Source organism: Nocardia sp. NPDC046473, from assembly GCF_040645995.1.
Lineage (GTDB): Bacteria > Actinomycetota > Actinomycetes > Mycobacteriales > Mycobacteriaceae > Nocardia.
In genome coordinates this window covers 134448-158529 of the sequence record NZ_JBEYZJ010000001.1, presented here as the reverse complement: position 1 = coordinate 158529, position 24082 = coordinate 134448, and the positions used below count along the sequence as shown (strand labels likewise).

Genomic DNA, 24082 nt, shown 5'->3' with positions numbered 1-24082 from the left:
GTCGTACCTACTTCCGGAATCGCGAAATAGCCGCGGCGAGAAGCAATACCGCGCCTACCGCGATCGGCTGGTAGTACTGCGAGATGCCGAGGATGGTGAATCCGTTGATCAGCGAGGTGAACAGGATCGCGCCACACACGGTGCCGAGCACCGACGCCTTGCCGCCGCTCAGCGACGAACCGCCGAGCACCACCGCCGCGATCGAACTCAACAGGTAGGTGGTCTGCAGAGACGGGTCGGCACCGCCGTTGCGGGCGACCAGCATCACCCCGGCGACGCCGCACAGCAGCCCGCACGCGCTGTAGGCGAGCAACCGGATCCGGCGCACCGGAATGCCGGTCTCCCTGGCCGAGTCGATATTGCCGCCGGTGGCGAGCAGATGCGTGCCGACCCTGGTCCGGAACAGAATGCCCGCCACACCGAGCGCCGCGACCAGGGCCAGGAGCCAGAACCAGCGCAGCGGTCCGGCACCGTCGAGCGCGAGACTCTGCAGGAACGGCGAATTCACCGCGACGCTGTTGCCGCTGGTGAGCAGCAGGGTGCAGCCGCTGAGCACGCTCAGCGAGCCGAGCGTGACGACGAAGTCGGTCATCTGGAAATGCCCGATCAGCACACCGTTGATCACCCCGACCAGCAGTCCGCCCAGAATCGCCACCACGATGCCGGTCGTCACCGGATACCCGTGACTGGTGAAGTAGCCGAGCAGCGCCGCCGACCATGGCAGCGTCGCGCCGACCGACAGGTCGATGCCGCCGACCACCACGGCGAACTGCTGCCCCAGCGCGAGCACGGTCAGAATCGTCGACGCGACGAGCAGATCGTCGATGTTGCTGGCGGTCAAGAAGTTCGGCGTCGCGATGAAGAACCCGAGCCACACGATCACCAGCGCGATCGGGGCCGCGTAATCCGCCAGCTTGGCCGGGATGCGCCGCTCACCCAGCCGCCCGGGTGCGGCGCGCGCGACGTCGGCGATGCTGATCATTTGTTCACCAGCCCGGCCAGCGGATTGTCGAACGTGGCGATGGGCTGAGGAAACGCGCTGATCTGCTGGTCGACGTTGTCCTGGCCGATGAACGCGATCGGCGCGACCACCCGGTCCGGAATGCTCTTGCCCTGATGCTTCGCGAGACAGGCCTGGACCGCGAGTTGGCCTTCGGCGTAAGGGTATTGGGTCACGGTGCCGTAAACGGCGCCCGCCTTGACCGCGGCCAGCGCCGCCTGGATGCCGTCGACCGAGATCACCTTGATCTGCCCGGTCCGGCCCGCGTTCTTGATCGCCTGCGCGGCGCCGAGCCCCATGGTGTCGTTGGCGGCGAAGATTCCGGTGATGTCGGGGTGCGCCTTCAGGATCGCCTCGGTGACGGTGAGGCCCTTGTCCTGCTCGTAGTCGGCGGGCGCCCGCTGCACGATCTCCAGCTTGCCCGCGACGGTGTCGGTGAAGCCTTTGTCTCGGTTGATGCCGTTCTGCTCACCCGCGATGCCTTGCAGCACAATCACTTTGCCGGTGCCGCCGAGCGCGTCGAGCATCTTCTCGCCGGCGATCTTGCCCGCCGCAAGGTTGTCGGAGCCGATGAAGCTCGCGAAGTCGACCCCGGCCTGCTTCGAGGCGTTCACGTCGATCTGGGTGTCCAGGTTGAGGATGGGAATGTTCTTGCGGGCCACCGGAACCAGCGGCGTGATCACGTTGGTCGCGTTGACCGGCACCACGCCGAAGCAGTCGTAGCCCTGCGCGGCCAGGGTGGAGATCTGGGCGTTCTCGCCATCCGCGTCGGTCTCGGACTGCCCCGCCTGCACTGCGACGTCGACCCCGAGCCGCTTGCCCTCCGCCAGCGCGCCGTCGCGCAGCGCCGCCCAGTACGGGTTGGTGAAGTTGCGGGTGACTACGGCAATCTTGAAGTCGGACGAGGCGTCGCCGCCGCGGCCGCATCCGGCGGTGAGGGCCGCCGCGCTGACGAGGGCCAGGGCCACAAGCCCGATCCGGTATCGAGTGCTCATCTGGTTTTCGACCTATCCTGTACGAGTTCAACTCGTGTTGACAACACGAGTTGATGTGTAGTGTGTGACCCGAATCACGAGACTGTCAAGGGTTCTTCGACAAGCTCGCACGAATTGCCAGCACGACAGGAGCGACCCGATGGCAGTCACCCGAGCCGACGTGGCCCGGCTCGCCGGCACCTCACCCGCCCTGGTGAGCTACGTCCTCAACGACGGCCCACGCAGCGTCGCGCCCGCGACCAGGGCCCGCATCGAAGCCGCCATCGAGCAGCTCGGCTACCGCCCCAACATGTCCGCGCGCAGCCTGCGGATGAACCGCGGGCATGCGCTCGGGATGGTCATTCCCGATGGTGCGAATCCGTTCTTCGCCGAGCTGTCCGCGGTCGTCGAGGCGGCCGCGTTCGCGCGCGGCTTCCCGCTGATCGTCGGGAATGCCGCGGGCGACGAGGCCAGGGAGCGCGCGTATGTGAGCGCGTTCATCGATCGTCGGGTCGAAGGGCTGCTTGCGATTTCGTCGTCCTGGGAGTCGGGCATCGCCGACGCCTGCGCGGCGGCGGACATGGCGTTGGTGGCGGTGGACCGGATCATCGATCCCGCCCGCTGCGCCCATGTCATGTGTGATTCCCTTGCCGGTGCACGGATTGCCGTGGAGCACTTGATCTCTCATGGGCATCGCGAGATCGCCTGCCTCAGCGGACCGCACGTGTCGACCGCCGACGAGCGGGTCGCGGGTTATCGGCAGGCACTGCACGATGCCGGATTGCCCGAAAGTGTCATCGTCCGTGCCGAATTCGGCGGAGCCGCCGGCTATCACGCGCTGGATGAGCTGATGAGCGGTACGAACACACCAACCGCGGTCTTCGTGACCAGCGACCTGCAAGCAATGGGCATGCTGCGCGCGGCCTACGACACGAACCTGCGCGTCCCGGACGATCTCGCGATCGTCGGGTTCGACGGTATCGAGTACGCCCGCTACACCCGACCCGGGCTGACCACCATGGTCCAGCCGACCCGGAAGATGGGCGAACTCGCGGTCGAACTCTTGCTGAAGCAGATCGACACCGGAACGGCCGAGCCAGGAGTGGTCAGCCTCGGCGCGGAATTGAAGACGCGCGGATCCTGCGGCTGCACGGATGAGTTCTGAGCTGAACCACTGAGGCGCAACGTATTACGCGATGCGGATGCTGCTGCTGAGATCGCCGTCGAGCAGTGCCGCGCCTAGCGTCGTCACCTCGTGGCGCATGGCATTGCGGTGCCGCCAGCTATCGACCAGCCCGGCCTCGCGCAGGATCGACGCGTGCTCGCTCGCCGTCGCGGGCGAAACCCCCAGTCGGCGCGCGAGTTCGGTGGTGCTGCAGCCTTCCGCGATCACCTGCAGTGCGGCGGCCCGGGTGCGGCCGAGCAGGGCGGTCAACGCCTCGTTGGTCGCGCGCGGACCCCACGCTGCCGCGAAATCACTGATGTTGCGCAGGACCGGAACGATCACCATCAGCGGTCCGTCCTTGTCCATGAGGGAGTGCAGGGTGAGCGGTTCGGGCCACGCGAACAGGGACGGAATGATCGTCAAGCCGCGGCCGTCGAGCTGCTCGTCGTGGCAGTCGAGCTGCCTGTGTACCTCGAGCACCGGCGCGCGCCAGGTCACGTAGGGCGTCAGCCCGGCGAACAGCTGCTCGACACCTTCGGTGGCGATCGTTCGGGCCATCCGTTCGGCGGCCATTTCGAGGTAGGACTGGATGTGCGCCCAACGCCCGGCGAACGCCACCGAGTGGAAGGCCTCCACGGCCTCCGCGACGCTGCGGCGGGCGGTGCCGTCCCGATCGGCCAGCTCCATCGTCCATGCGGGCAGGGGTGGCTGTCCCTTCTCCGCTCGGCGGCGAATGACACCCTCCACCTCGAGCCGGAGCTCGTCGCGGGACGCCAGATGCAACGCCTCGATACCCGCGGGCATCGAGCGTGCGCCGAGGGTGGGGGTGATCAGGTCCAGGAACGAATCGTCGGCGGGCAGGATGTCGGTGAGCACACCGAAGTTCGCCGGAATCGCGCCGCGTACCTGACTGCGCCAGCCTGCGAAACCGGCGACATTGCAGCGCTGCACCACCCGGGTGGCCAGCATCGTTTCCGCGATGGCGCCCAGCGGAGCTCCGATGCGGATACGCATCAAATCATCTGGCGTGAAATAAATCCGCTTCACCCGCGGCTACCTCGCCTTCGCTCGGACGGACCGGCCGCGCCTGATCCCGCACCAATTCGATACCGCAGAACGGCACCTCTGATCACCAAGAACCTCGCCACCGTACCGCGGTCAGCGGATCAACCTGCAGCAAAAGCCCATTGGCACTCGGTGGCGCCAGCGGCTCCTTCGCTACCGGTTCATCCCGACGCGACAACATCGGTGCCAACCATCGCCGCCCCCGTTTCCATTCCGTCACCGCACTGTCGGCCAGCCGGGCCACCGCCATCGCGACACCGCCATCGGCTGGCACCGCTACGTCTTTCATCATCTTCGAACTCCTCGTTGTCACTGCTCAGAGCCTATGAACGAGGAGGGGGCGCGGTCACCATCATTCGGTTCAGGCCGAAACACCGAGCAAGCGGCGAGCTAGGGGAAAGCTCTCGGCGTCAACCTCGCACGGAATCATCCGTGGTCGGCGACACTCGAATTCGTGACGATCGACTGCTCCACCCAGGTGCGTTCCTGGCTCGAACCACGTACCGATGAGATGGCCGACCTGCTGACCGCGCTGGTCGCGCACGAGACGGAGAATCCGCCCGGCCGCGGGCTGCGTGATTGCGCCCGTGCGCTGCGCGACGCCATGGCCGGTCTAGGGCTCGATGGCGAGATCATCGGAGTGCCCGCGGTGGACGCGCAGGAGGATCCGTGCATCGTCCGCGCGACCGTCGGCGATGGCCCGAAAACCCTATATTTCCATGGGCATTTCGATGTCGTGCCGGTGCAGGATCGCGGGCAGTTCACCGCTCGGCGGGCCGACGGCAAGATCATCGGGCGGGGCACCGCCGACATGAAGGGCGGGATCGTCAGCATGCTGTACGGCGCCGCCGCGGCGAAGGACCTCGGGCTGCTCGGCGACGGCAAGATCGTGATCCACCTGGTGTGCGACGAGGAGACCGGCAGCGTCGCGGGGTCGGGATACCTACGGCAGCACGGTCTGATCGATCCGACCGCGGTCGCCATGGTCACCGCGGAGCCGAGCGCGGGCAAGATCTGGCACGCCGCGCGCGGCGCGGTCAGTTTGCGGGTCACCGTGCATGGGCGCGAGGCGCACGTCGGGCAGGCGAACTTCGGCATCAACTCCTTCCAGCACATGGTGCGGATCGCGGCGCCGCTGGAGAAGTACGTCCGCACGATGCTGGACAAACACACCGCGTTCGCGATGGACGGCAAGGACGCGCGCGGCTCGATGGTCGTGGTCGGCGGGCTGTCCGGCGGTGGGTCGAACTTCAACGTGGTCCCCGGCACCACCTGGTTCACCATCGACAGCCGGTTCAATCCCGAGGAAGACCTCGAGGTCGAACTGAAGCACCTGACCACGATCATCGAGAACGCCGCCGACGCCATCGGCGCCGAGGTCACCGTCGAGCTGACCCAGTTCCAGCCCTCGGCGAGCACCGATCGGCACCATCCAGCCGGACAGGCTCTGGCCCAATGCATCTCGCACGTGACGGGCGCGCAACCATCGTTCGAGATGTGCGCGGGCATCCTCGACACCCGCTGGTACGCCCAACTCGACATCCCCGCCTTCGCCTATGGCGCCGGGCGACTCGACGTCTCACATGGGCCGCACGAGTACGTCGACGAGCATGAGATGTGTTCGGCCGCAGCCGTTTACGCCCTCTACGCGCGGGAACTGCTGCAGTGACGCCGAGGTGGCCGCGCGGGCTCCCCGGCGCCCGCCGACCCGCCCGACTCGGAATTTCCGCCAGTCGTTGACCTGGCCGGCGGGCGATGCGGGCCATAGTGGACTCATGGGTAACAAGACGACGGTCGCGGCGGTGTTCGAACCTTTGGCACGGGCCGCGCTCGGGTCGCATCCGTCGGTGCGATTCGAGTTCTGGGACGGCAGCTCGATCGAACCCGAGGGCGCGAGCGCGGGGACGATCCGGATCAACTCCAAGGACGCGCTGAGTCATATGGTCTGGGCGCCAGGCGAACTCGGCATCGGGCGGGCGTTCGTGTCCGGTCTGGTCGACCTGGACGGGGATATCTTCTCGATCCTGCGATCGCTGGCCTCGACGGCGCCCGGTGATGCCAAGCTCGGCCTGCCCGCGGCGTGGCAGGCCATCGACGCGGCCAGGCAGCTCGGCGCGCTCAAGCGCCGTCCGGAGTTACCGCCGGAAGAGGCGCGGCCCCAGCGCGGGCCGCTGCACACCAAACGGCGGGACGCGGCGGCGATCAGTCATCACTACGACGTCGGGAACGACTTCTATCGGCTGGTGCTCGGCGAGAGCATGACGTACTCGTGTGCGCGGTTCGTCGCGGACAGCGACGACGGGCAGGTCGGTGCGAACGGAAGTGTGTCCCTGGTGGATGCGCAGCGCGCCAAGCACGATCTGATCTGCCGCAAGCTCGCTCTGCAGCCGGGGATGCGGCTGCTCGATGTCGGGTGCGGGTGGGGATCGATGGCGATCCACGCCGCCGCGACCTATGGCGTGCAGGTGGTCGGCGTGACGATCAGCAGTGCGCAGATCGAGCTGGCGCGCAAGCGGGTCGCCGACGCGGGGCTGTCCGCGAACGTCGAGATCAGGCTGGCCGACTATCGCGATCTGCGCGGCGAGCAGTTCGACGCCATCTCGTCGATCGGCATGTTCGAGCATGTCGGTACCAAGCGGGCCGCGGCGTACTTCGAGACCCTGCGTGCCTTGCTCCGCCCCGAGGGTCGACTACTCAACCACGCGATCTCCTCCGCGGGCGGGTCCGTGATGGGCAGTCGCTCGTTCGTCGGCCGCTACGTCTTTCCGGACGGTGAGCTGGTCGATGTCGGCGAGGTCGCGTTGGCGATGCAGCGGGCCGGGTTCGAGGTGCGCGACGTCGAGGCGCTGCGCGAGCATTACGCGCTGACGCTGCGCGCGTGGGTCGCCAATCTGGAAAGTGCTTGGGATCAAGCGGTTTCGCTCGCCAGCGAAGGGCGGGCACGGATCTGGCGGCTGTACATGGCCGCCTCGGCGTTGGGCTTCGAGGACGGCGGGCTCGGGCTGCACCAGGTGCTCGGCGTCGTACCGGATCCGCAGGGGCACACCGGAATGCCGGGAACCCGGCGCGCATGGATGTGAGCGCCGGGCCTGGCTGATTCAGCAGCGGGTGCGCACCGGTTCGCCGCGATAGCGGGACCGGCCGCCGTTGATCCGCAGCAACCGCCACGTCAGCTTCGCGGCCGGGTTCATCAGTCCGATATCGGACGCGAGCATCCGGGCCTCGCCGAAGAAGTCGCGGCGACGAGCGCGCGCTTCGGCGCTGCGCCAGAACAACTCCCGGCGAATGCGCAGCGGAATATCGAACTCGTGGAACAGCGAACGCGGCGGCTTCACGATCAGGTCGCAGGCGATGAACATGATGATCGGGTAGGCCAGCGACAGCGTGCCTCGCTGCACGCGACCCAGCTTCGGCACCCGGTGGCGCAGGTATTCGTGCGCGAAGGCGATGTGGCGCGCCTCCTCGGCGATGTGGATCCGCATCACGTCGCGCATGATCGGGTGCACGTTCTCCCCCGCGCGCAACACCGACTTCTGCACGTGGTCGATCGGCTCCTCGCCCGCGAGAACGGCGACGAAGAAGGTGGTCGGGAAGAACCGGCCGAGCAGCGGCACCAGCGGTCCGGCCACCTTCATGAACCGGCTCATGCCCGGCACGTCCGCGCCGATCCGGTTCACCATCTCCTGGAACATCAGGGTGTGGTTGATCTCCTCGGCAACCTCGTGATTGAGGTACCGGAATTCGCCGGATCCGTTGGGCACCACGGCGAACAGATAGTTCATCACGCCGCCGATCAGCACCTCTTCGAACTGCAGCCCCACCTTCGCGATGTTGGCCTGCCGCCACATGCCGATCTCGATCTTGCGCGCCTCCGGCAGCGCCAGATACCAGGGATGCGCGCCGAGCGGATCACTGTCCGCAGGCAGGATCCAGCGCGGATCGTTCGGCACCACCGCCCACTCCGGCGCATCCCAGTCGATCTCGGTATACGGATCGAAGTGCTTGTTCACCGACCCTTCGGACAGCGTGGTCAGGATCCCCGCATACGCGCTCCGAGACGGCGCCGTTGCCGACTTTGTAGCCATGACGTCTACCTCATATCCAGTCGAGGTTAATGTGACACACGTTTACAGTAACAGCCTGTCTCACTCAGATCCAGACCTCGACGTGGAACAGATCAGATAGCTCGGGCGTTGCCATGCCCGGGGGTCGAGACGAGATTTGAGGAAAGACGTGCGGGTCGAGATTTGGACCGATATCAACTGTCCGTTCTGCTACCTGGGCAAGGAGCGGTTCGGGCAGGCCTTGGCGGGGTTCGCGCATGCGGGCGAGGTCGAGGTGGTGCATCGGTCGTTCGAGTTGGATCCGACGCTGGCCGCCGATGAGTCGGGGCCGGTGATCACGGAGATCGCGCGGAAGTACGGGATCAGTGAGGCGCAGGCCGCGGCGAACGAGCGGGGTATCGGGGCGCAGGCGGCGGAGATCGGGCTGCCGTATGTGACCGAAGGGCGTGATTACGGGAGCTCCTTCGATATGCATCGCCTGCTGCACTTCGCGTTGGCGCAGGGTAAGCAGGAGGAACTGCTGGACGCGCTCTATCGCGGGAACTTCGCCGAGGAGCAGTCGCTGTTCGGCGATCATGAGCGGCTGGTTCGGCTCGCGGTCGACGCGGGACTCGACGAGCCGGGTGTGCGGGCGGTGCTCGCCGATCCAGAAGCCTATGCCGACGCGGTTCGGGCCGATGAGAAGGAAGCGGCGCAGTTCGGCGCGACCGGCGTTCCGTTCTTCGTGATCGACCGCAAATATGGTGTGTCCGGCGCGCAGCCGGTCGCGGTGTTCGCGCAAGCCCTCGATCAGGCGTGGGGCGATCGCGCTCCCGTTATCCAGACGATCGGCGGCGCGGACGCGTGCGGTCCGGACGGCTGCGAGCTGCCGGCCCGCGATTGACCTGCTGGACAAGCACATCGAATGCAACAAAATGCCCCTGACCGATAGCGCCGGCTACCGGTCAGGGGCACCTGTCTGACTAGGCGCAGTTACTCGGGGCAGGCCTGCCGCTGTATCGACCGTCGAGCCAGTTCAGCATCGAGGGGAAGCCGATGACCGCGGTGGTCAGGTGGTCCGGCGAGGGGAAGAGTTCGGATTCCACCCGCACGCCCGCACGGCAGTAACGGTTGACCGTGTTCGCGATGGCGTCCAACGGGATCAGGTTGTCCTGCGGGGAATGCCATTCGAAGATCGGCGCATCGGGCACACCGCCGTAGAGCTCGACGCTGTTCTCGTCCGCCACCGCCCAGGCCTTCGGATCATGGGCCATCACATTGTCTTTCGCGTAGTCGTCGAAGCTGTGCCCGACGCCACGCGCGATCAGGTCGTTGGTGCAGCTGTTGGCGATCTCCCTGGCCGCGGCGAGCCCACGCTCGCTCAGGGCGTCGGTGATCGGCAGCCGGTCCGGGTATTCCCGCTCCAAGCCGAGCACGGCGGCGAAGCCGAGGCCGAACGCCGGATGCTGGTTGTGCCCGATGGCCCAGCCCATCGTCTGCAGGTTCATCGGGACACCGCCCTCGGCGGCGCCGACGATGTTCAGCTCCGGCGCGTACTTCGGCGCCAGCGCGGCGGCCCAGGCGGTCGCCATGCCGCCGCCGGAGTAACCGGCCAACGCCACCGGGCTCTTCCCGAGGCTGAGCTGCGACAGCCGCTGTGCGGCGCGGACACCGTCGAGGGTGATCTGGCCACCCAATTTCGCTGCGCCGTAGGCACTGTTCGGGCCGAGGTGGTCGGGCAGGGCGACGGACCAGCCGCGCAGCAGCGCGACGTTCAGCGCCGGCGCGAACGGGACGATGAAGTTCGTGTCGTTGGCGTAGAGGCCGTGCGAGATCGCGCACTGGGTGCCGAGCCCGTTGATGATGTGCTGGAACGACAGCAGCGGCGCGTCCGCACGGTGGCCGTTCGGCGTCAGCACCGTGGTGGTCGCCGCGATCGGCTTGCCCTGCGAGTTGGTCGAGCGGAACTTGATCAGGGTGACCGAGGCATTGGGGAAGTAGAACAGCGGCGGCATCGGGCGGCTGTCCAGCACGTCACCGTTGGCCTTGCTGCCGATGTCGGCCGGCGCGGCGTAGAACGGGTCCGGGTCCGGGTTCGGCCAGATCGGCTGGGCGTTTGCGGTGGCCGCGCCCGAGGTGACCATGACCGCACTGATCGTCAGCGCGCCGAACGCCGCGAGGATCGGTCTCAGTTTCGTGCCACCGGTTGCCAACCGAAAAAGTCGTCTACCCACTGGGCTATACCTCCACTGCATCGCGAGAATTTCAGGTGATCCGGTGAACTGCATTTCACGTGCGCGAAACGACGATAGTCATCGACTCACCACTTGTCGTGGGCGTGCCGGTGCGAAAGTGTCGCAGATTACATGCCGGTCTTTATACGAATTAAAGTTGCGCTTCAACCGCGGCGCCCAGCCGGTTGTCCGAACACGCAACAAGCCTGTTGGCCAGGGGTTTTCGTCATCGAAACGACCACCCGCGACCTCGGCGAGAAAAGATTCGTCGGCGCTGTGTAGACCGCCTTGAATCGTATGTAGTTTTCCTTAAGAGATTTTCCTGGGATTATCGGTAATTATCCGAACGTGGCGTACTCCCGAGTTGGCTGTCCCGTTGCTGTCGTGCGGTCAGCGTAATGGCGGGGGCAGCAGCGGTCTATCGGAGTAAGTACCGGTACAAAGAATTCATGTTGCTCTAACGAGGAGCTCCGGCGAAATTCACCGCGCGTGAGTCCCCCACACGCTGAACCCGGTCACTGGGTGATAGCCGACCCCATACCCCCGGCCGCACACCACGGCAAGCGGAATAATGAACGCCAACCTGACGATTGGACCGACCATGACCAGCGCTGACTTGTTGATCGATGCCTTCGGCCGGGTGCAGGAGAACGTGCACGGCGCCGTGGCCGACCTGACCGCCGACGAACTGGCCGTCCAACTGGATCCGGGCGCCAACTCCATCGCCTGGCTGATCTGGCATCTGACCCGAGTGCAAGACGACCATGTCGCCGACGTCGCGGACGTCGAACAGGTGTGGACGGCGGCGGGCTGGGCCGAGCGCTTCGGCCTGCCGTTCGACGACTCCGCGACCGGCTACGGCGACAACCCGGACGAGGTAGCCCAACTCGGCGCGGTATCGGCGGAGCTACTCCTCGGCTACTACGACGCGGTACACGCGCAGACGATCAAATATGTCTCCGGCCTCACCGACGCCGACCTCCCCCGCGTCGTCGACACCCGCTGGGATCCTCCCGTCACCCTCGCCGTCCGGCTGATCAGCGTCGTCGACGACGACATCCAGCACTCCGGCCAGGCCGCCTTCATCCGCGGAGTTCTGCTGCGCCGCAGGTGAATCCGCCTCGATCAGGCCGGTGGCCAGTTCTTGAGGACAGCGTCCAGGGCGTCCAGCGCCCTGGACCAGGAGTCCTCCGCTTTGCGCGGGTGGCTGTCGTAGCGGCCGGTCGTCTCCAGCGTCACGTATCCGTAGAAAGTACCGTGTAGCAGGCGGATCGCGTCGGTCTGGTCGGGCTCGGACAGGTCATAGCCGCGCAGGATCGCGCGGGTCATCTCCGCGTGCCGCATTGCCGCGCTGGCGGCGGCCGTCGCCGGGTCGAGGTCGAGTTGCGTTGCGGCGTAACGGCCCGGGTGCTGCTTCGCGTAGTCGCGGTAGGCGTTGGCGAAGGCGACCAGTGCGTCCTTGCCCGCGCGACCGGCCAGCGCGTCCGCGACCTTGTCGGCGAGTTCGGCCAGCGCCAGAACCGCCACCTTTACCCGCAGGTCGCGCGCGTTTTCCAGGCGTGAGTACAGGCTCGCGTCCTTGACACCGAGCTTGCGGGCCAGCGCCGAGACGGTCACGTTGTCGAAGCCCACCTCATCGGCCAGCTCTGCCGCCGCCTGGATCAAGCTCTCGTCGGTCATCCTCGCGCGTGCCATGTCGCCCTCCTCATTGCCTACATCTCTAACTAATTTGCCTAATAGCTCTAGGTAGTTTAGCGTACGTACTTGTCAAATGAGCTAGTAGGTACGATTGAGGGGAGACCTCCACCATGAACGCATCGGTTTCCCATGCCGCGCGCCCGACCGAGTTCGGCCGGATCTTTCCGCCGGACGAGAGCTGGCTGGCCGGACAGGCGCCGGAGCAGATCCTGCTGCCCGAGCTGCCGATCATCGATCCGCATCACCACCTCTGGTACCACCCCGGATTCCGTTATCTCCTAGAGGAATTCGCGGCGGACACCGGCAGCGGGCACAACGTGATCGCGACGGTGTATGCCGAGGCGATGTCGGCCTACCGCACCGACGGGCCGACGGAACTGCGGCCGGTCGGTGAGACGGAGTTCGTCGCGAATCTGGCCGCGGCCGGCGACGAGGCCGGTGGCCCGACGAAGGTGGCCGCCGGAATTATCGGGCGGGCCGACTTCGGGCTCGGCGCCGACATCGTCGACAACGTCATCGAGCACCACATCGCCGCCGGTCAGGGTCGCTTTCGGGGCCTCAGGTTCGGAGCGAGCTGGGATGCGAGCGAGGAGATCAAGCTCAGCCATCCCGGCAATCGTCCGCGCATGCTCGCCGAACCAGGCATTCGCGAGTGTGCGCGGGTCGTCGCCGATCGCGGCCTGACGCTCGATCTGTGGATCCTGGCCCCGCAGCTCGCCGACGCCGCCGAGCTGGCCGACGCGATTCCCGAGTTGCGGCTGGTGCTCAACCACTGCGGTGCGCCACTCGGCTTCGGGCCGTACGCCACCGACCGGGCCGAGCACTTCGCGACCTGGGCCCGTGGCATCCGTGAAGTCGCCGAGCGGCCGAACGTCGTCTGCAAACTCGGTGGCATTGTCGCCACCGCCGCCGCCTTCGACTATCGGACCGCACCGACTCCGCCGACATCGGAAGAGCTTGCCGCCCTGTGGTTTCCATGGTTCGACACCTGCATCGAGGCGTTCGGACCGCAGCGATGCATGTTCGAGAGCAACTTCCCGGTGGACAAAATGGGAACTCGATACGCGACGCTGTGGAACACCTTCAAGCGGCTCGCCGCCGGTGCGTCGAAAACCGAACTGGCCTCGATGTTTTCGGAAACTGCCCGCCGAACATATCGCCTGTGAATTTTGTGAACTCTAAGGAACACCCCATGACCAACTGGATCACCACCCCGATCGAATCCCCCATCCTGCGTGGCGCACTCGACCTCGAGCGCACCGCGAACGGCATACTGCCGCACCGCCTTCCGGCATGGGCGCGCAAGCAGTTCCCGGACGACTATCTGGCGATGGTCGAGGCGCAGCCCACCGGCGTGCGACTGTCCTTCCGGACCAGTGCGACCGCCATCGAGCTGGACGTGCTGCCGACGCGGACCGTCTATCGGGGCGCACCGCAGCAGCCGGACGGCGTGTACGAACTGCTCGTCGACGGCAGGCCCGCGGGCCGGGCCAGCGTGCCCGGCGGCACCAGGCACGTCGTCGACATGGCCACCCAGTCCAAGGTCACCGAGCAGGGCACGGTCGGCACCGTCCGATTCACCGACCTGTCGGCCGAGCCGAAGGACATCGAGATCTGGCTGCCACACACCGAAATCACCGAACTTGTCGTCCTGCGCACCGACGCGCCGGTCGAGGTGACTCCGGACCGCGGCCGCAAATCGTGGCTGCACCATGGCAGTTCGATCAGCCACGGCGCCAACGCCGACGTTCCGACGGCAACCTGGCCCGCGGTCGCCGCCGCCCGCAGCGACGTGCAGCTGACCAACCTGAGTCTGCGCGGCAACAGCCTGCTCGATCCGTTCGTCGCGCGCACCATCCGCGACACCCCCGCGGATCTGATCAGCCTCAAGATCGGCATCAACATCGTCAACACCGACGTGATGCGGCTGCGCGCCTTCGGTCCCGCCGTGCACGGCTTCCTCGACACCATCAGGGAAGGACACCCCAGCACACCACTACTCGTCGTCTCCCCCATTCTCTGCCCGATCCACGAGGACACCCCCGGCCCCGGCGCCCTCGAATTCGACGGCACGAGAGTGACTTTCCGCGCCACCGGCGATCCGGCCGAACGCGCGGCCGGACGACTCACCCTCAATGTCATTCGCGACGAACTGGCCCGCATCACCAAACAGCGCGCCGCCGACGATGCCAACCTGCACTACCTCGACGGCCGTTCCCTCTACGGCGAAAAGGATTTCATCGAATTGCCGCTGCCCGACCAGCTCCACCCCGACCCCGCCACCCACCGCCGGATCGGAGAACGCTTCGCCGACTTGGCTTTCGGCGAAGCGGGGCTGTTCAACGCCTGAGCACAGGCCACGTGGGCAATGCTGTCCGGTCGACAGCATTGCCCACGGCCCCGGGTTAACCGGTCGTCGCGCTCGGGCATACTGGCCGCTCGACGTACTCAAATATGTTGTGCTGCTTAAGCAAATTAAGTTGCGGTGATATTTGTTGTGTGGCGGTGACAAAGACAACATGATGTCAACCGAGGTGTGTCGTCGTGGTCACTTCACGGACAGATAGTGGGTCTGGACTGATTCGCAGAAAGGGGTCCAGTTTATGCGCCTGCAGCCCGTTGTCTGGATGACCGTTGCCGCGATTTTCGCCGGAGCTCTGGCCGCGCCCGCTGCTGCGGGCGGGCCGGGCGACGCACGATCCCAGCTGCCCGTCTCCTACCTGTTCAACGATGCGGTGGACGCGGAGGCGGACAATCCCGGCGCACCGCCGATCGGCGCCAATGACTGGACGTGCAAACCCACTGAGGCACACCCGAATCCGATCGTGCTGGTGCACGGCGGGCCGGAGACGGTCCGGCTGGACTGGGGTGCGCTCGCGCCGTTGCTGGCGAACAACGGGTACTGCGTGTACGCCCTGACCTACGGTTCGCTTCCGGGCATGCCCGCACCGCTCGGCGCGCTCGGCGGGCTATTGCCGATCGAGCAGAGCGCGCAGCAGTTGCGCGACTTCATCATCAAGGTGCGGGCGGCGACCGGTGCGCACAGCGTCGATATCGTCGCGCATTCGGAAGGCAGCTTGGTCACCGACTACTACGCCAAGATCCTCGGTGGTGCGAACAAGATCGATCGTTTCATCTCGATCGGTCCGGGCTGGAACGGCACCAACTCGCTCGGGTTCGCGGCCCTGTTCACCGCGCTGGCCGCCAGATTGAAGTTGACGCCCGCACTGGGGGCGGTCGTCGACCCGATCTGCGCGGCCTGCTTGCAGATTCAGACCGGCTCGGAGTTCCTGCGCAAGTTGAGTGCCGGTGGCCCAACGGTTCCCGGCGTCACCTACACCAACATCGTCACCAGTCATGACGAGTTCGTGGTGCCGTACACCAGTGGGATCGTGCAGAGTCCGAGCGTGACCAACCACGTCGTACAGGACTACTGCCCCGGCGATCTCACCGACCACCTGCTGCTGCCCTACGACAAGGTGGTGGCCCAGCTCGTGCTCAACGCGCTGGATCCGAGCAACACCGCGCATCCCACCTGCACGAGCACCCCGCCGAACAGCTGACGTCGGCGAGCTACCCGCCACGACAACATAACTCGTCGCCCGCCGCACCAAATCCCATGGTGCGGCGGGCTTTGTTATCGATGCGAGAGTCGCGTTCGATCAGCACGACTGCCGGAAAGCGCCACGGACACAACAGGTCCGCCGACCGCTGGCCACGGTCGGCGGACAACAAGGCACCGCCGGACGCGTCGTCGAGTCCGGCGGCACCGCTAGTGCGGCGAGTTACCAGCCCCCCTTGCCCGCGAGCTGCCCGAGGAGGTCGTCGAATTCTTGACCCCACGCGCCCCACGGCGAATCGCCGCCGTTGCTCGAAGGCTTGTCGAAGCCATTGCTCCACGGGTCCCATGCCGTGTCGCCGTTGCCCGGCTTGGCGTCGCCATTGCCCCACGGATTCCAGCCGCCCCAGGGATCCCCGGAGTCGCCGCCATTATTGCCGCCGTCGCCCCACGGATCCCACGGCGAATTGTCGCCGTTGTCCGGATTACCGTCGCCCCATGGATCGCCGCCATTGTCGTCGGAACCATCACCCCACGGGTTCCACGGATCCCAAGGCTTATTGTCCCCGCCGCCGGGCTTGCCGGGCTTATCGCCGCCGTCGCCGGGTTTACCGGGCTTATCCCCGCCGTCGCCGGGCTTACCCGGCTTATCGCCGCCATCCGTCGGCTTGCCGGGCTTACCGGGCTCGGCGGGCTTCTCGTCGCCCTGCCTATTGGATGTGCCGAAGTCCTGCGTCCAGTAGGCCGTGCCGTTGCCCGCCTTGGCGTAGCCGACACCGATGTCCTTGAGCCCGCAGTTCAGGATGTTCGCGCGGTGGCCCGCGCTGTTCATCCACGAGTTGAGCACCTCGGACGCACTGCGCTGACCGGCGGCGATATTCTCCGCCCAGGTCTGCGCGTGATAGCCCGCGGCGCTGATCCGGTCGCCCGGATCACCCTTCGACGAGTTGTGATCCATGAAGCCGCCGGCGGCCATATCCTCCGAATGGCCTTGCGCGGCTTGGGTAAGATGGCTTTCCGCTTTCAGCGGTGCGCAGCCCGCCTTGGCGCGTTCATTGTTGGTGAGGCTGACCACCTCATCGGCGACGGACTGCGATTGCGGCGCCGCTAGGGCCGCTGGGGCCCCGGCGACAGTACAGAGCGCAAAAGCCGAGATGCCTACTGCGGTGGAAAAGGACAGCATTGTAGCGGGAGAGAAACGCACTATTTCCTTCGCGAGTTGTCGATCTTATAGAAACCAAAAACAGCTCAGCCCGCGGTGCTCGGGCCGAGCGAGAGCGGGAGCCACACAGCGTCGTCGCCGGGAACGCCGGAGTCGGCGGCGGCACCGTCGTCGGCGACATCGCCGGCGGCACCGAAATTGGCGGTGTCATCGTCGGCAGCTTCGGAGTCGTCGTCACCTTCGGCACCGAAGTCGGCCGTGTCATCGTCGGCGGCACCGGAATCAGCACCAGCGGCACCGAAGTTGGCGGTGTCGTCATCGGCCGCACCGGAGTCGGCCGCATCGTCCGCGGCGTCGAAGCCGGCGTTGTCAGCGGCGCCACTGTCGGCGTCGTCCTCGTTGTCGGCAACACTCGCGGCGGGCGCGGGTGCCGCGTGCCGAGCCTGCGGGCTCGGCGGGTTGCCATTGGCGATCAGCTCGATCAAGCCTTTCGCCACTACCGGACCGACCTGCTTGACCAGGTCCTCCAGCACGGTGCGCAGCGGTGCGGGCAACGCCGCGCTGCCGGTGGCGAGCGCGTCGACAACGGCGGCCAGCGGCGCCCCGGTGCCCGGCTTGGCCGCACCGCCGGGCTGAGCGCCCATGCCCGGCTTCGCATTTCCGCCCGGCCGACCGGCCGGCCGATCAGCGCGATGCGCAGGCCGCTTGGCTGCGACGGGCGCGATGCGCTCCGGACGAGTCTGCTGCTGGTAGGTGGCGGGCACAGCCGTGAGCACCGGCTGCTTCGGCGGCGCGATCCACACGCCGTCACCCGAGGTGGTGGAGTTCGTGTCCTCGGCGATGGCTTGCCCCGCAGCGCCGTTGGCCGAGACCGCCAGGCCGATCAGCGTCGCCGTCGAGAGCATCGCCAATCGGGCGGGGACGACGTTATTTCGCGGCGCGCTGTGCTTGCCCATGAGTGCCTTCCTTCGAAATGACCGATCGCTGGCGAAGCCGACAGCCCACCGCTTGGTACGACCTGGGTTCGAACTTGCCGGTCGGGAGCCGTTCGACCGCCGCTCTGCGGTCAAGTACGCGGCAATTCGGGCTGTCGGCTTCCATCTGGAAGCGTAGAACTCGGCGATGTGACGAACAAGCAGAACGGACATTCTTACATCGAATCAAGATGCGATTAACTGTCGTGTGGACAACTAATCACAACCAGATCACACTCGGTACCCCAGCAGATCACCACAGCATCACGGCACAGACACGAACAGTCCAGTCGGACGTCGCACATCGAATCGATGGGAACGCTGAGATCGCAGGTCGCGAATGGTATCGATGCACTGTTGTTAGGGGAGCTAAAGTCATGTCAGATTTCCCTTGAATCAGCACCTCGGCAAGGCCATTTGTGGTCAAAATAGGTACGTGACATGCATCCTGCGACCGCGAAGGAAGGTCATGCGCCCTCACTTGGCGAGTGACCGTTCTCCAATGACGATCCCCAGGTCGAGGCTTCGGCGAGTTATGCAGTTGAAGTTACAAGGTGATCTAGGCAACAGGAAGGTTTAGCTTGGCGTAACGTTTGACGTAACGATCAACGCAGTAGATACTGCTTGCACACAAGTCGGCGTAACACCTCGAAGGCAGTCCTTCAGACTCTCGCCACAATTCGCGGATGAACGCACAGTTAACGAAAGAATGTGATGTGTTTGCCGGTCCACGCCGACCGGCAGGTGCCAGGACTCGGTGACGGAATGCTCACTTAATTTTCAGTGATGGACCGAAGGTGCTGCAGATGAGCCGACGGCTCGATACAAAGGTTGCCGATGTCTGATTATCCCGTACTAACTTCCAATACGATCACGCTCCGCCAGTTCGATTACTTTGTGAACGCGGTACAACTCGGCTCGCTCTCGGCCGCCGCCAGGCGGTTCGGAATAACGCCGTCCGCGATGTCGCAACAGATCGACGCGTTGGAGACCTCGCTCGGCCGGAAGGTGTTCGATCCGCGCTCGCGCAGGTCGAGACTCACCAAGTTCGGCCGCGAGTTCTTCACCCAGGCCTCGGATGTCGTCGAGTCCGCTCGACAGGCGATGGCCATGGGGCAGACGTTCGGTGACGGCGTGATGACGGTCGGCACCACGCCGACCATCGCGCAGAAGCTGTTGCCGCCGCTCATCTATCGGATGCGGCACGAACGAAATATCGACAGCATCGAGGTCAGGTCGTTCACCGACATCCGCGAGCTCAACGCGACGCTGGAAGAGGGCGCCCTCGACGTCGCCGTCGGACCGCTGGAACAGTCCAGCTCGCGGGTGGTGCATTGCTTCGGCGAGGAAGAACTCGTCGTCGTCTGCCATCCCAGCCAGCGCAGCAGCTTCGACGGGTCATGGAAACAACTGGTCGAGGCGCCGTGGATCCGCTGCGGCGCGAATTCCGATCTCACCGATACCGTTTCGCGCGAGGCGGGCCGAGCGGGCGTGCATGTCCGATTCGCCGTCCGCGCCCCCGACGTGACCACCGCGCTGAGCCTGGTGGAACACGGCGTCGGCGTCGCGCTGGTGCCGAAGATGGCACTGCACGGATCGGCCAGGCTGCTGTCCATTATTCGGCTGTCCCGTCCGATTCGCCGGGAATTGACGGTGCATGCGCGCGACAAGTCGCTGCATGTGGAGAAATTCCTCGAGGTCATCAGCGACTCCGAGCTGGTCCGAAAGTTCGGGGCCGCAGGACTGCTGGAGGTCCGGCGACCGGAACCCGAAGTGGCGCATCGCACACCGATGCCAGTTGGACCATTGCCCAGTTGATCCCCACTGCGGCAGGTGAATTCAGGAAGCGCCAGGTAAGCGCCGCGCGATAGCGGCGCTTACCGGCGACTCCGGCAGCTACGCCGCCATCTGCATTTGCATCTGCAGCAGTTCTTCGACGTGATAGATCTCGGTGATCCGACCGTCGACCACACGGACGATGTCGGTTCCGGTGAACGACACCGGACGCCCGCTCGCGGGCAAGCCGAAGGCATCGCCGGTGTGCACGGCCGTCATCCGCCAATGGTTCACCACCCAGCCACCCGGCAGTTCCTTTTGAAACACGATCTCGTGCTGCGTATCGGTGAACCCATCACGCACCTCGCCGATCAGTAGGCGCATGCCGTCGATCCCCGAGGTCGTACCGGGAACCGGGTTGTGATCGATCAGGTCGGGCGCGAACACCTCGTCGACGCCGGCGACATCTCCGGTGTCATACAGCAGGTAGTTGCGCGTGGCGACCGCGAGAGCCTGGCTGATGGTCATGGTCATGGCTTTCTCCCTTGGTTGACGTCATAGCTGGTACACGCCTATAGTTCCTTTTAGGAATCAGTTACCTCAAGGGAACTAATGGAGAAATGATGAGTGAGCTGCCTCACCCGCTGCCGGAATGCCCGATCGCGCGGTTCCTCGTCGTTCTCGACGGACCGTGGGCCACCCTGATCGTGCGCGAACTACTCGGCGGCCCCAAACGCTTCACCGCGCTGCGCACCGCACTCCCCGGCATCAGCCCCAAAACGCTGTCCGCACGATTGCAGCGATTCGAACTCACCGGACTGGTCACCCGCACCGCCTACGCCGAGGTACCGCCGCGGGTGGAATACCAACTGACTCCAGCCGGCCAACGCCTCGACTCAGTCCTCGCCAGCATGGCCCACTGGGCCGAAAACGACCTCCCCCAGGCGAACTCGTCGGTCACCGCGACCGCGTGAAACCGCACAAATAGGTCAGGCCCCGCCGAAGCGGGGACCTGCCTGCTATACCGAACCGGTATTACTTGGCCGGCGCGGGGGCCGGATTGAACGGCTGGTTGATCGTGGTGAAGTACTGAATTGCCGCACCGATGGCGACCGGGGCGGTGATCAGGATCTGGCCTGCGACGGTGCCGAGGGCGCCGACGGCGATGATGCCGCCGAGGCAGCCGACGGCGGCGGCGGGGATGAACGGGCCGAACAGGCCGATGATGGTGGCCGACGCCGCGACGACGCCGACGATGCCGCCGAGGACGCAACCGACGGCCGCGCCGCCGATGCCGCCGACCAGGGTGGCGATGCTGGCGCCGAGGCCGATCGTGCCGGTCATCCGGGACCAGGCGGCCTGTTCACGGTCGTACTCCGACTTCCACGGCGCCTTGTCCTCGAAGGGCAGGGCGACCGGGGTGTAGACGGCCTTGCTCATGTCGAGCTGCGGAGTCAGGGTCGCGGTACGGCCGGCGATGTCCGCGGCGATGGGGAACGTGAAGTCGTCGAGCCGGAACTGCAGCGGGGTGCCCGCGACAACATTTCCGTTGGCGGCCTTGATCTTCAGCGCGCCGTCCTCGGCGACGATGGAGCCCGAGTCGATGGAGATGATGGACTGCGAGTCGGTGGACTCGGCCGTGAAATTGATCGGGGCCTCGACGTCGGCGGCGGGGGCCGCGTTGACCGTGCCTGCCGCGATGCCGAGCGCGGCGATCAGCAGCGTGGCCGTCGCGGCAAAGTTCCTCATCAACATTCAGATCCTTCTTAGGTGTGGTCGGGATGAGGCGAGCTTAGGGTAGCCACACCTAATCCTGTCAAGCGGTACGTTTTTGCCCTAGCAACCAGTTCCTAACGCGCTTCACCGCCCCGGATGCCATGACAGACAACGAGTTACGCGATTCGCCGTCGATCGGCGGTCGGCCGAGCCGACTCGGCGCCACCTTCCCAACCGATCAATGCCACCGGCCACACCACCGACAGCCGAATCCAGCAGGCCCGCGCCTCGGAAGGCATCGCCCGCTGTCCCGCGACACTCGGCGACACCGCCGCTGCCGTCACCCATCTGCGCCACGCCGTCGACCTGTACCGCCACCTCGGTGCCGCCGAAACCGATACCGCGACAACCCATCTCGGCACACTCGAACCCCCACCGCACCGCAGGTGAGAGGTGGTCTCGCGTGCGGCGTAAGGCTGCCTGTTGCGGCATTGCTCACGGACCGTCCTGCTGGGCGATTACTGCCGAACAAGTTAGTACGCTAGGCTAGGCAAACCTAAATTCAAACCCTTGCTCGAGGATTGTGTTCCCGCCCGGCGGTACCTTCGCCGAAGGCCTTGTTACAGCTCGGAAGTCGTGGAGAAATACCAGATGGAAGGTACGCGCGCACGAACCAAGCGCTGGCCGGGGTGGCTGCTGGCGGCTGCCGTACTGATGGCCGTCTGTTTGCTCAGCCTCGTGATCGGCACCAAGGCCATTCCGGTCGGGCAGGTGTGGGATGCGCTATTGGGCACCGACGGGTCGGCGGACGCGCTGGTCATCACCGAGTATCGGGTGCCGCGCACGCTGCTCGGCCTGCTCGCCGGACTGGCGCTGGGCGTGGCAGGCTGCCTCATGCAGGGGCTGACGCGCAATCCGCTGGCCGATCCCGGGCTGCTCGGCATCAACGCCGGAGCGGCGTTCGTCATCGCGATGGCGGTCGCTTTTCTGGGCGTCACCGAGATCACGTCGTACGTGTGGTTCGGGTTCATCGGGGCCGCAGCAGCCTCGGTGGTGGTGTATCGGCTGGGCACCGCGGGCAGGCAGGGCGCCGATCCGGTTCGGTTGACGCTGGCCGGCGTCGCGATCACGGCCGTGCTGTCCGGACTCACCAAGGGGTTGATACTGCTGCACCCCAAGGCCTTCGACCAGATGCGGAACTGGGAGGCCGGCGCGTTGACCGGGCGCGGGCACGACGTCATCGCCGGCGCCACGCCGTTCATTCTCGTCGGCCTGATGGCGGCGGTGATCGCCGCGCGCTCGCTCAATGCCGTCGCCCTCGGTGACGACCTCGCCCACGCGCTCGGGGTGCACATCAGGCGAACCCGGCTGCTCACCATCGTGTCGCTGACCCTGTTGTGCGGCACCGCGACTGCCGCGGTGGGGCCGATCACCTTCGTCGGCTTGGCGGTGCCGCATATCGCGCGCTGGATCGTCGGACCCGACCAACGCTGGATCATCGCCTACTCCATGCTGCTCGCGCCGATTCTGGTGCTCGGTGCGGACATAGTAGGGCGGATAATCATTCGGCCCGATGAAGTGGCGGCGGGATTGGTGACCGCCTTCCTCGGTGCACCCGTCCTGATCTGGCTGGCGCGGCGTCCCCGCGTGAGTACGCAATGACCGCCATCGATTTCGGCCGCTCGGTGCTGGTGGTCCGGACTCGTCGCGTCGCCGCTCGCGTGGGTGTTCGCACCGTGGTGGTGTGCGCGATCCTCGTTATCGCGGCACTCGCCGTGGCCGTATTGTCGCTCGGCACCGGCGATTACCCGATTCCACCGGGTCGGGTGCTGCGCGCGCTGTTCGTCGGGGATCAGCGTTTCGATCGACTCGTGGTGTGGGACTGGCGATTTCCGCGCGTGGTGCTGGCGCTGGCGCTGGGCGCGGCACTGGGGGTGAGCGGCGCGATCCTGCAATCGGTGACCCGCAATCCACTCGGCAGCCCGGATCTGGTCGGCTTCACCACCGGCGCTTACACCGGTGCGCTCGTCGTCATGCTGGTGCTGGGCGGCGGCGGATTCCAGACCTCCGCGGGTGCGTTCGTCGGCGGATCGGCTGCGGCCCTTGCCATTCAGCTGCTGGCATTCCGGCACAATGTCACCGGTTTCCGGCTCATCATCGTCGGCATCGGCGTCAGCGCCATGCTCGCCTCGGTCAATACCTGGCTCATTCTGCGCGCCGATCTCACCACCGCCATGTCGGCGGCCGCCTGGGGCGCGGGGTCGCTGAGCAAGGTCACCTCGGCACAGGTCGCGCCCGCGCTCATCCTGCTCGCGGTACTGGGCGTGGCCGCGGTCGCCGCCGCGCCCCGCCTGCGGATCCTGGAATTGGGCGACGATCTGGCGCAGGCGTTCGGCATCCGGGTCGGCCGTGACCGTCTGCTTTTGATCGGGCTCAGCGTCGCGTTCTGCTCCGTCGCCACCGCCGTCGCCGGACCCATCGCCTTCCTGGCCTTGGCCGCACCGCAATTGGGCCGCCGCCTGGCTCGCACGGCCTCCACCGCCTTGGCTCCGGCCGCCGCGATGGGTGCGCTGCTGCTGGTGACCTGCGACTGGATCTCGCAGCGGATATTCGCGCCCACCACGCTGCCGGTCGGCGTCGTCACCGTGTCGGCGGGCGGGCTGTATCTGGCGTATGTGCTGGTCGCCGAGGCGCGACGGAACTAGGGGAAGCGACG

The 24082-nt window shown here is 66.1% G+C and carries 22 protein-coding genes; 12 read left to right on the top strand and 10 right to left on the bottom strand.

Annotated features, from left to right (window positions below):
- Positions 1-7: 7 nt before the first annotated feature.
- A complete protein-coding gene (locus ABZ942_RS00765; RefSeq protein ID WP_357377645.1) occupies positions 8-982 on the bottom strand; it encodes an ABC transporter permease in 975 nt (324 codons plus the stop codon).
- Positions 979-1995: a substrate-binding domain-containing protein gene (locus tag ABZ942_RS00760; RefSeq protein ID WP_357377643.1), complete on the bottom strand. Its 1017-nt coding sequence runs from the start codon at positions 1993-1995 to the stop codon at positions 979-981. The genes ABZ942_RS00765 and ABZ942_RS00760 overlap by 4 nt, the downstream gene beginning before the upstream one ends.
- A gap of 139 nt (positions 1996-2134) precedes the next feature.
- Between ABZ942_RS00760 and ABZ942_RS00755 the strand changes: the two genes are divergently transcribed.
- Complete coding sequence (locus tag ABZ942_RS00755) at positions 2135-3139, top strand: LacI family DNA-binding transcriptional regulator (RefSeq protein ID WP_357377641.1); 1005 nt, start codon at positions 2135-2137, stop codon at positions 3137-3139.
- A gap of 24 nt (positions 3140-3163) precedes the next feature.
- Here the strand turns inward: ABZ942_RS00755 and ABZ942_RS00750 are convergent, their stop codons facing one another.
- Positions 3164-4153, bottom strand: coding sequence for a winged helix-turn-helix domain-containing protein (locus ABZ942_RS00750; RefSeq protein ID WP_357377639.1), 990 nt, complete (start codon positions 4151-4153; stop codon positions 3164-3166).
- Between the two features lie 505 nt (positions 4154-4658).
- Here ABZ942_RS00750 and ABZ942_RS00745 point away from each other — a divergent pair.
- Together ABZ942_RS00745 and ABZ942_RS00740 are read left to right on the top strand one after the other, a co-directional pair.
- Complete coding sequence (locus ABZ942_RS00745; RefSeq protein WP_357377637.1) at positions 4659-5873, top strand: ArgE/DapE family deacylase; 1215 nt, start codon at positions 4659-4661, stop codon at positions 5871-5873.
- 106 nt (positions 5874-5979) lie between these two features.
- A complete protein-coding gene (locus tag ABZ942_RS00740) occupies positions 5980-7284 on the top strand; it encodes a cyclopropane-fatty-acyl-phospholipid synthase family protein (protein WP_357377635.1) in 1305 nt (434 codons plus the stop codon).
- Positions 7285-7302: 18 nt separating this feature from the next.
- Here the strand turns inward: ABZ942_RS00740 and ABZ942_RS00735 are convergent, their stop codons facing one another.
- Positions 7303-8289 carry a diiron oxygenase gene (locus tag ABZ942_RS00735; RefSeq protein ID WP_357377633.1) on the bottom strand — a complete coding sequence of 329 codons (987 nt, stop codon included), beginning with the start codon at positions 8287-8289 and terminating at the stop codon, positions 7303-7305.
- A gap of 148 nt (positions 8290-8437) precedes the next feature.
- On the opposite strand from ABZ942_RS00735, the gene ABZ942_RS00730 reads away from it, so the two are divergent.
- Positions 8438-9151, top strand: coding sequence for a DsbA family oxidoreductase (locus ABZ942_RS00730; protein ID WP_357377631.1), 714 nt, complete (start codon positions 8438-8440; stop codon positions 9149-9151).
- Between the two features lie 79 nt (positions 9152-9230).
- Here the strand turns inward: ABZ942_RS00730 and ABZ942_RS00725 are convergent, their stop codons facing one another.
- Positions 9231-10391 (bottom strand): lipase family protein, encoded by a 1161-nt coding sequence (locus ABZ942_RS00725; protein ID WP_357379307.1) that lies wholly within the window; start codon positions 10389-10391, stop codon positions 9231-9233.
- Between the two features lie 691 nt (positions 10392-11082).
- Here ABZ942_RS00725 and ABZ942_RS00720 point away from each other — a divergent pair.
- Positions 11083-11595 (top strand): DUF664 domain-containing protein, encoded by a 513-nt coding sequence (locus tag ABZ942_RS00720; RefSeq protein WP_357377629.1) that lies wholly within the window; start codon positions 11083-11085, stop codon positions 11593-11595.
- 11 nt (positions 11596-11606) lie between these two features.
- Here the strand turns inward: ABZ942_RS00720 and ABZ942_RS00715 are convergent, their stop codons facing one another.
- A complete protein-coding gene (locus tag ABZ942_RS00715) occupies positions 11607-12176 on the bottom strand; it encodes a WHG domain-containing protein (protein ID WP_357377627.1) in 570 nt (189 codons plus the stop codon).
- Between the two features lie 113 nt (positions 12177-12289).
- Between ABZ942_RS00715 and ABZ942_RS00710 the strand changes: the two genes are divergently transcribed.
- From ABZ942_RS00710 to ABZ942_RS00700, 3 genes are all read left to right on the top strand, one after another.
- Positions 12290-13345 carry an amidohydrolase family protein gene (locus ABZ942_RS00710; protein ID WP_357377625.1) on the top strand — a complete coding sequence of 352 codons (1056 nt, stop codon included), beginning with the start codon at positions 12290-12292 and terminating at the stop codon, positions 13343-13345.
- A 26-nt stretch (positions 13346-13371) separates the two neighbouring features.
- On the top strand, positions 13372-14529 hold the full coding sequence (locus ABZ942_RS00705) for a GDSL-type esterase/lipase family protein (RefSeq protein ID WP_357377623.1): 1158 nt from the start codon (positions 13372-13374) through the stop codon (positions 14527-14529).
- A gap of 253 nt (positions 14530-14782) precedes the next feature.
- Complete coding sequence (locus tag ABZ942_RS00700; RefSeq protein WP_357377621.1) at positions 14783-15742, top strand: alpha/beta fold hydrolase; 960 nt, start codon at positions 14783-14785, stop codon at positions 15740-15742.
- A gap of 222 nt (positions 15743-15964) precedes the next feature.
- Here the strand turns inward: ABZ942_RS00700 and ABZ942_RS00695 are convergent, their stop codons facing one another.
- Both ABZ942_RS00695 and ABZ942_RS00690 read right to left on the bottom strand, forming a co-directional pair.
- Positions 15965-16921, bottom strand: coding sequence for a CAP domain-containing protein (locus tag ABZ942_RS00695; RefSeq protein WP_357377619.1), 957 nt, complete (start codon positions 16919-16921; stop codon positions 15965-15967).
- Positions 16922-16986: 65 nt separating this feature from the next.
- Positions 16987-17856, bottom strand: coding sequence for a hypothetical protein (locus ABZ942_RS00690; protein WP_357377618.1), 870 nt, complete (start codon positions 17854-17856; stop codon positions 16987-16989).
- A gap of 855 nt (positions 17857-18711) precedes the next feature.
- Here ABZ942_RS00690 and ABZ942_RS00685 point away from each other — a divergent pair.
- Positions 18712-19692, top strand: a complete 981-nt coding sequence (locus ABZ942_RS00685; RefSeq protein ID WP_357377617.1) for a LysR family transcriptional regulator — start codon at positions 18712-18714, stop codon at positions 19690-19692.
- 78 nt (positions 19693-19770) lie between these two features.
- On the opposite strand, the gene ABZ942_RS00680 is transcribed toward ABZ942_RS00685, so the two are convergent.
- A complete protein-coding gene (locus ABZ942_RS00680; RefSeq protein WP_357377616.1) occupies positions 19771-20184 on the bottom strand; it encodes an ester cyclase in 414 nt (137 codons plus the stop codon).
- 89 nt (positions 20185-20273) lie between these two features.
- Here ABZ942_RS00680 and ABZ942_RS00675 point away from each other — a divergent pair, with 89 nt between their 5' ends.
- The gene (locus tag ABZ942_RS00675) at positions 20274-20624 is read left to right on the top strand and encodes a helix-turn-helix domain-containing protein (RefSeq protein WP_357377614.1); all 351 of its coding nucleotides are present in this window, start codon (positions 20274-20276) and stop codon (positions 20622-20624) included.
- Positions 20625-20685: 61 nt separating this feature from the next.
- Here the strand turns inward: ABZ942_RS00675 and ABZ942_RS00670 are convergent, their stop codons facing one another.
- On the bottom strand, positions 20686-21405 hold the full coding sequence (locus tag ABZ942_RS00670; RefSeq protein ID WP_357377612.1) for a hypothetical protein: 720 nt from the start codon (positions 21403-21405) through the stop codon (positions 20686-20688).
- A 612-nt stretch (positions 21406-22017) separates the two neighbouring features.
- Here ABZ942_RS00670 and ABZ942_RS00665 point away from each other — a divergent pair.
- Positions 22018-23028 carry an iron chelate uptake ABC transporter family permease subunit gene (locus tag ABZ942_RS00665; protein ID WP_357377610.1) on the top strand — a complete coding sequence of 337 codons (1011 nt, stop codon included), beginning with the start codon at positions 22018-22020 and terminating at the stop codon, positions 23026-23028.
- Positions 23025-24071 carry an iron chelate uptake ABC transporter family permease subunit gene (locus tag ABZ942_RS00660; protein ID WP_357377608.1) on the top strand — a complete coding sequence of 349 codons (1047 nt, stop codon included), beginning with the start codon at positions 23025-23027 and terminating at the stop codon, positions 24069-24071. The genes ABZ942_RS00665 and ABZ942_RS00660 overlap by 4 nt, the downstream gene beginning before the upstream one ends.
- Positions 24072-24082 lie beyond the last annotated feature (11 nt).

Bases quoted from the DNA above. Each gene is read 5' to 3' on its own strand.
- ABZ942_RS00765 (WP_357377645.1), bottom strand. From the start codon at position 982: ATGATCAGCATCGCCGACGTCGCGCGCGCCGCACCCGGGCGGCTGGGT.
- ABZ942_RS00760 (WP_357377643.1), bottom strand. From the start codon at position 1,995: ATGAGCACTCGATACCGGATCGGGCTTGTGGCCCTGGCCCTCGTCAGC.
- ABZ942_RS00755 (WP_357377641.1), top strand. From the start codon at position 2,135: ATGGCAGTCACCCGAGCCGACGTGGCCCGGCTCGCCGGCACCTCACCC.
- ABZ942_RS00750 (WP_357377639.1), bottom strand. From the start codon at position 4,153: ATGCGTATCCGCATCGGAGCTCCGCTGGGCGCCATCGCGGAAACGATG.
- ABZ942_RS00740 (WP_357377635.1), top strand. From the start codon at position 5,980: ATGGGTAACAAGACGACGGTCGCGGCGGTGTTCGAACCTTTGGCACGG.
- ABZ942_RS00735 (WP_357377633.1), bottom strand. From the start codon at position 8,289: ATGGCTACAAAGTCGGCAACGGCGCCGTCTCGGAGCGCGTATGCGGGG.
- ABZ942_RS00725 (WP_357379307.1), bottom strand. From the start codon at position 10,391: ATGGTCACCTCGGGCGCGGCCACCGCAAACGCCCAGCCGATCTGGCCG.
- ABZ942_RS00720 (WP_357377629.1), top strand. From the start codon at position 11,083: ATGACCAGCGCTGACTTGTTGATCGATGCCTTCGGCCGGGTGCAGGAG.
- ABZ942_RS00715 (WP_357377627.1), bottom strand. From the start codon at position 12,176: ATGGCACGCGCGAGGATGACCGACGAGAGCTTGATCCAGGCGGCGGCA.
- ABZ942_RS00710 (WP_357377625.1), top strand. From the start codon at position 12,290: ATGAACGCATCGGTTTCCCATGCCGCGCGCCCGACCGAGTTCGGCCGG.
- ABZ942_RS00705 (WP_357377623.1), top strand. From the start codon at position 13,372: ATGACCAACTGGATCACCACCCCGATCGAATCCCCCATCCTGCGTGGC.
- ABZ942_RS00700 (WP_357377621.1), top strand. From the start codon at position 14,783: ATGCGCCTGCAGCCCGTTGTCTGGATGACCGTTGCCGCGATTTTCGCC.
- ABZ942_RS00695 (WP_357377619.1), bottom strand. From the start codon at position 16,921: ATGCTGTCCTTTTCCACCGCAGTAGGCATCTCGGCTTTTGCGCTCTGT.
- ABZ942_RS00690 (WP_357377618.1), bottom strand. From the start codon at position 17,856: ATGGGCAAGCACAGCGCGCCGCGAAATAACGTCGTCCCCGCCCGATTG.
- ABZ942_RS00685 (WP_357377617.1), top strand. From the start codon at position 18,712: ATGTCTGATTATCCCGTACTAACTTCCAATACGATCACGCTCCGCCAG.
- ABZ942_RS00680 (WP_357377616.1), bottom strand. From the start codon at position 20,184: ATGACCATGACCATCAGCCAGGCTCTCGCGGTCGCCACGCGCAACTAC.
- ABZ942_RS00675 (WP_357377614.1), top strand. From the start codon at position 20,274: ATGAGTGAGCTGCCTCACCCGCTGCCGGAATGCCCGATCGCGCGGTTC.
- ABZ942_RS00670 (WP_357377612.1), bottom strand. From the start codon at position 21,405: ATGTTGATGAGGAACTTTGCCGCGACGGCCACGCTGCTGATCGCCGCG.
- ABZ942_RS00665 (WP_357377610.1), top strand. From the start codon at position 22,018: ATGGAAGGTACGCGCGCACGAACCAAGCGCTGGCCGGGGTGGCTGCTG.
- ABZ942_RS00660 (WP_357377608.1), top strand. From the start codon at position 23,025: ATGACCGCCATCGATTTCGGCCGCTCGGTGCTGGTGGTCCGGACTCGT.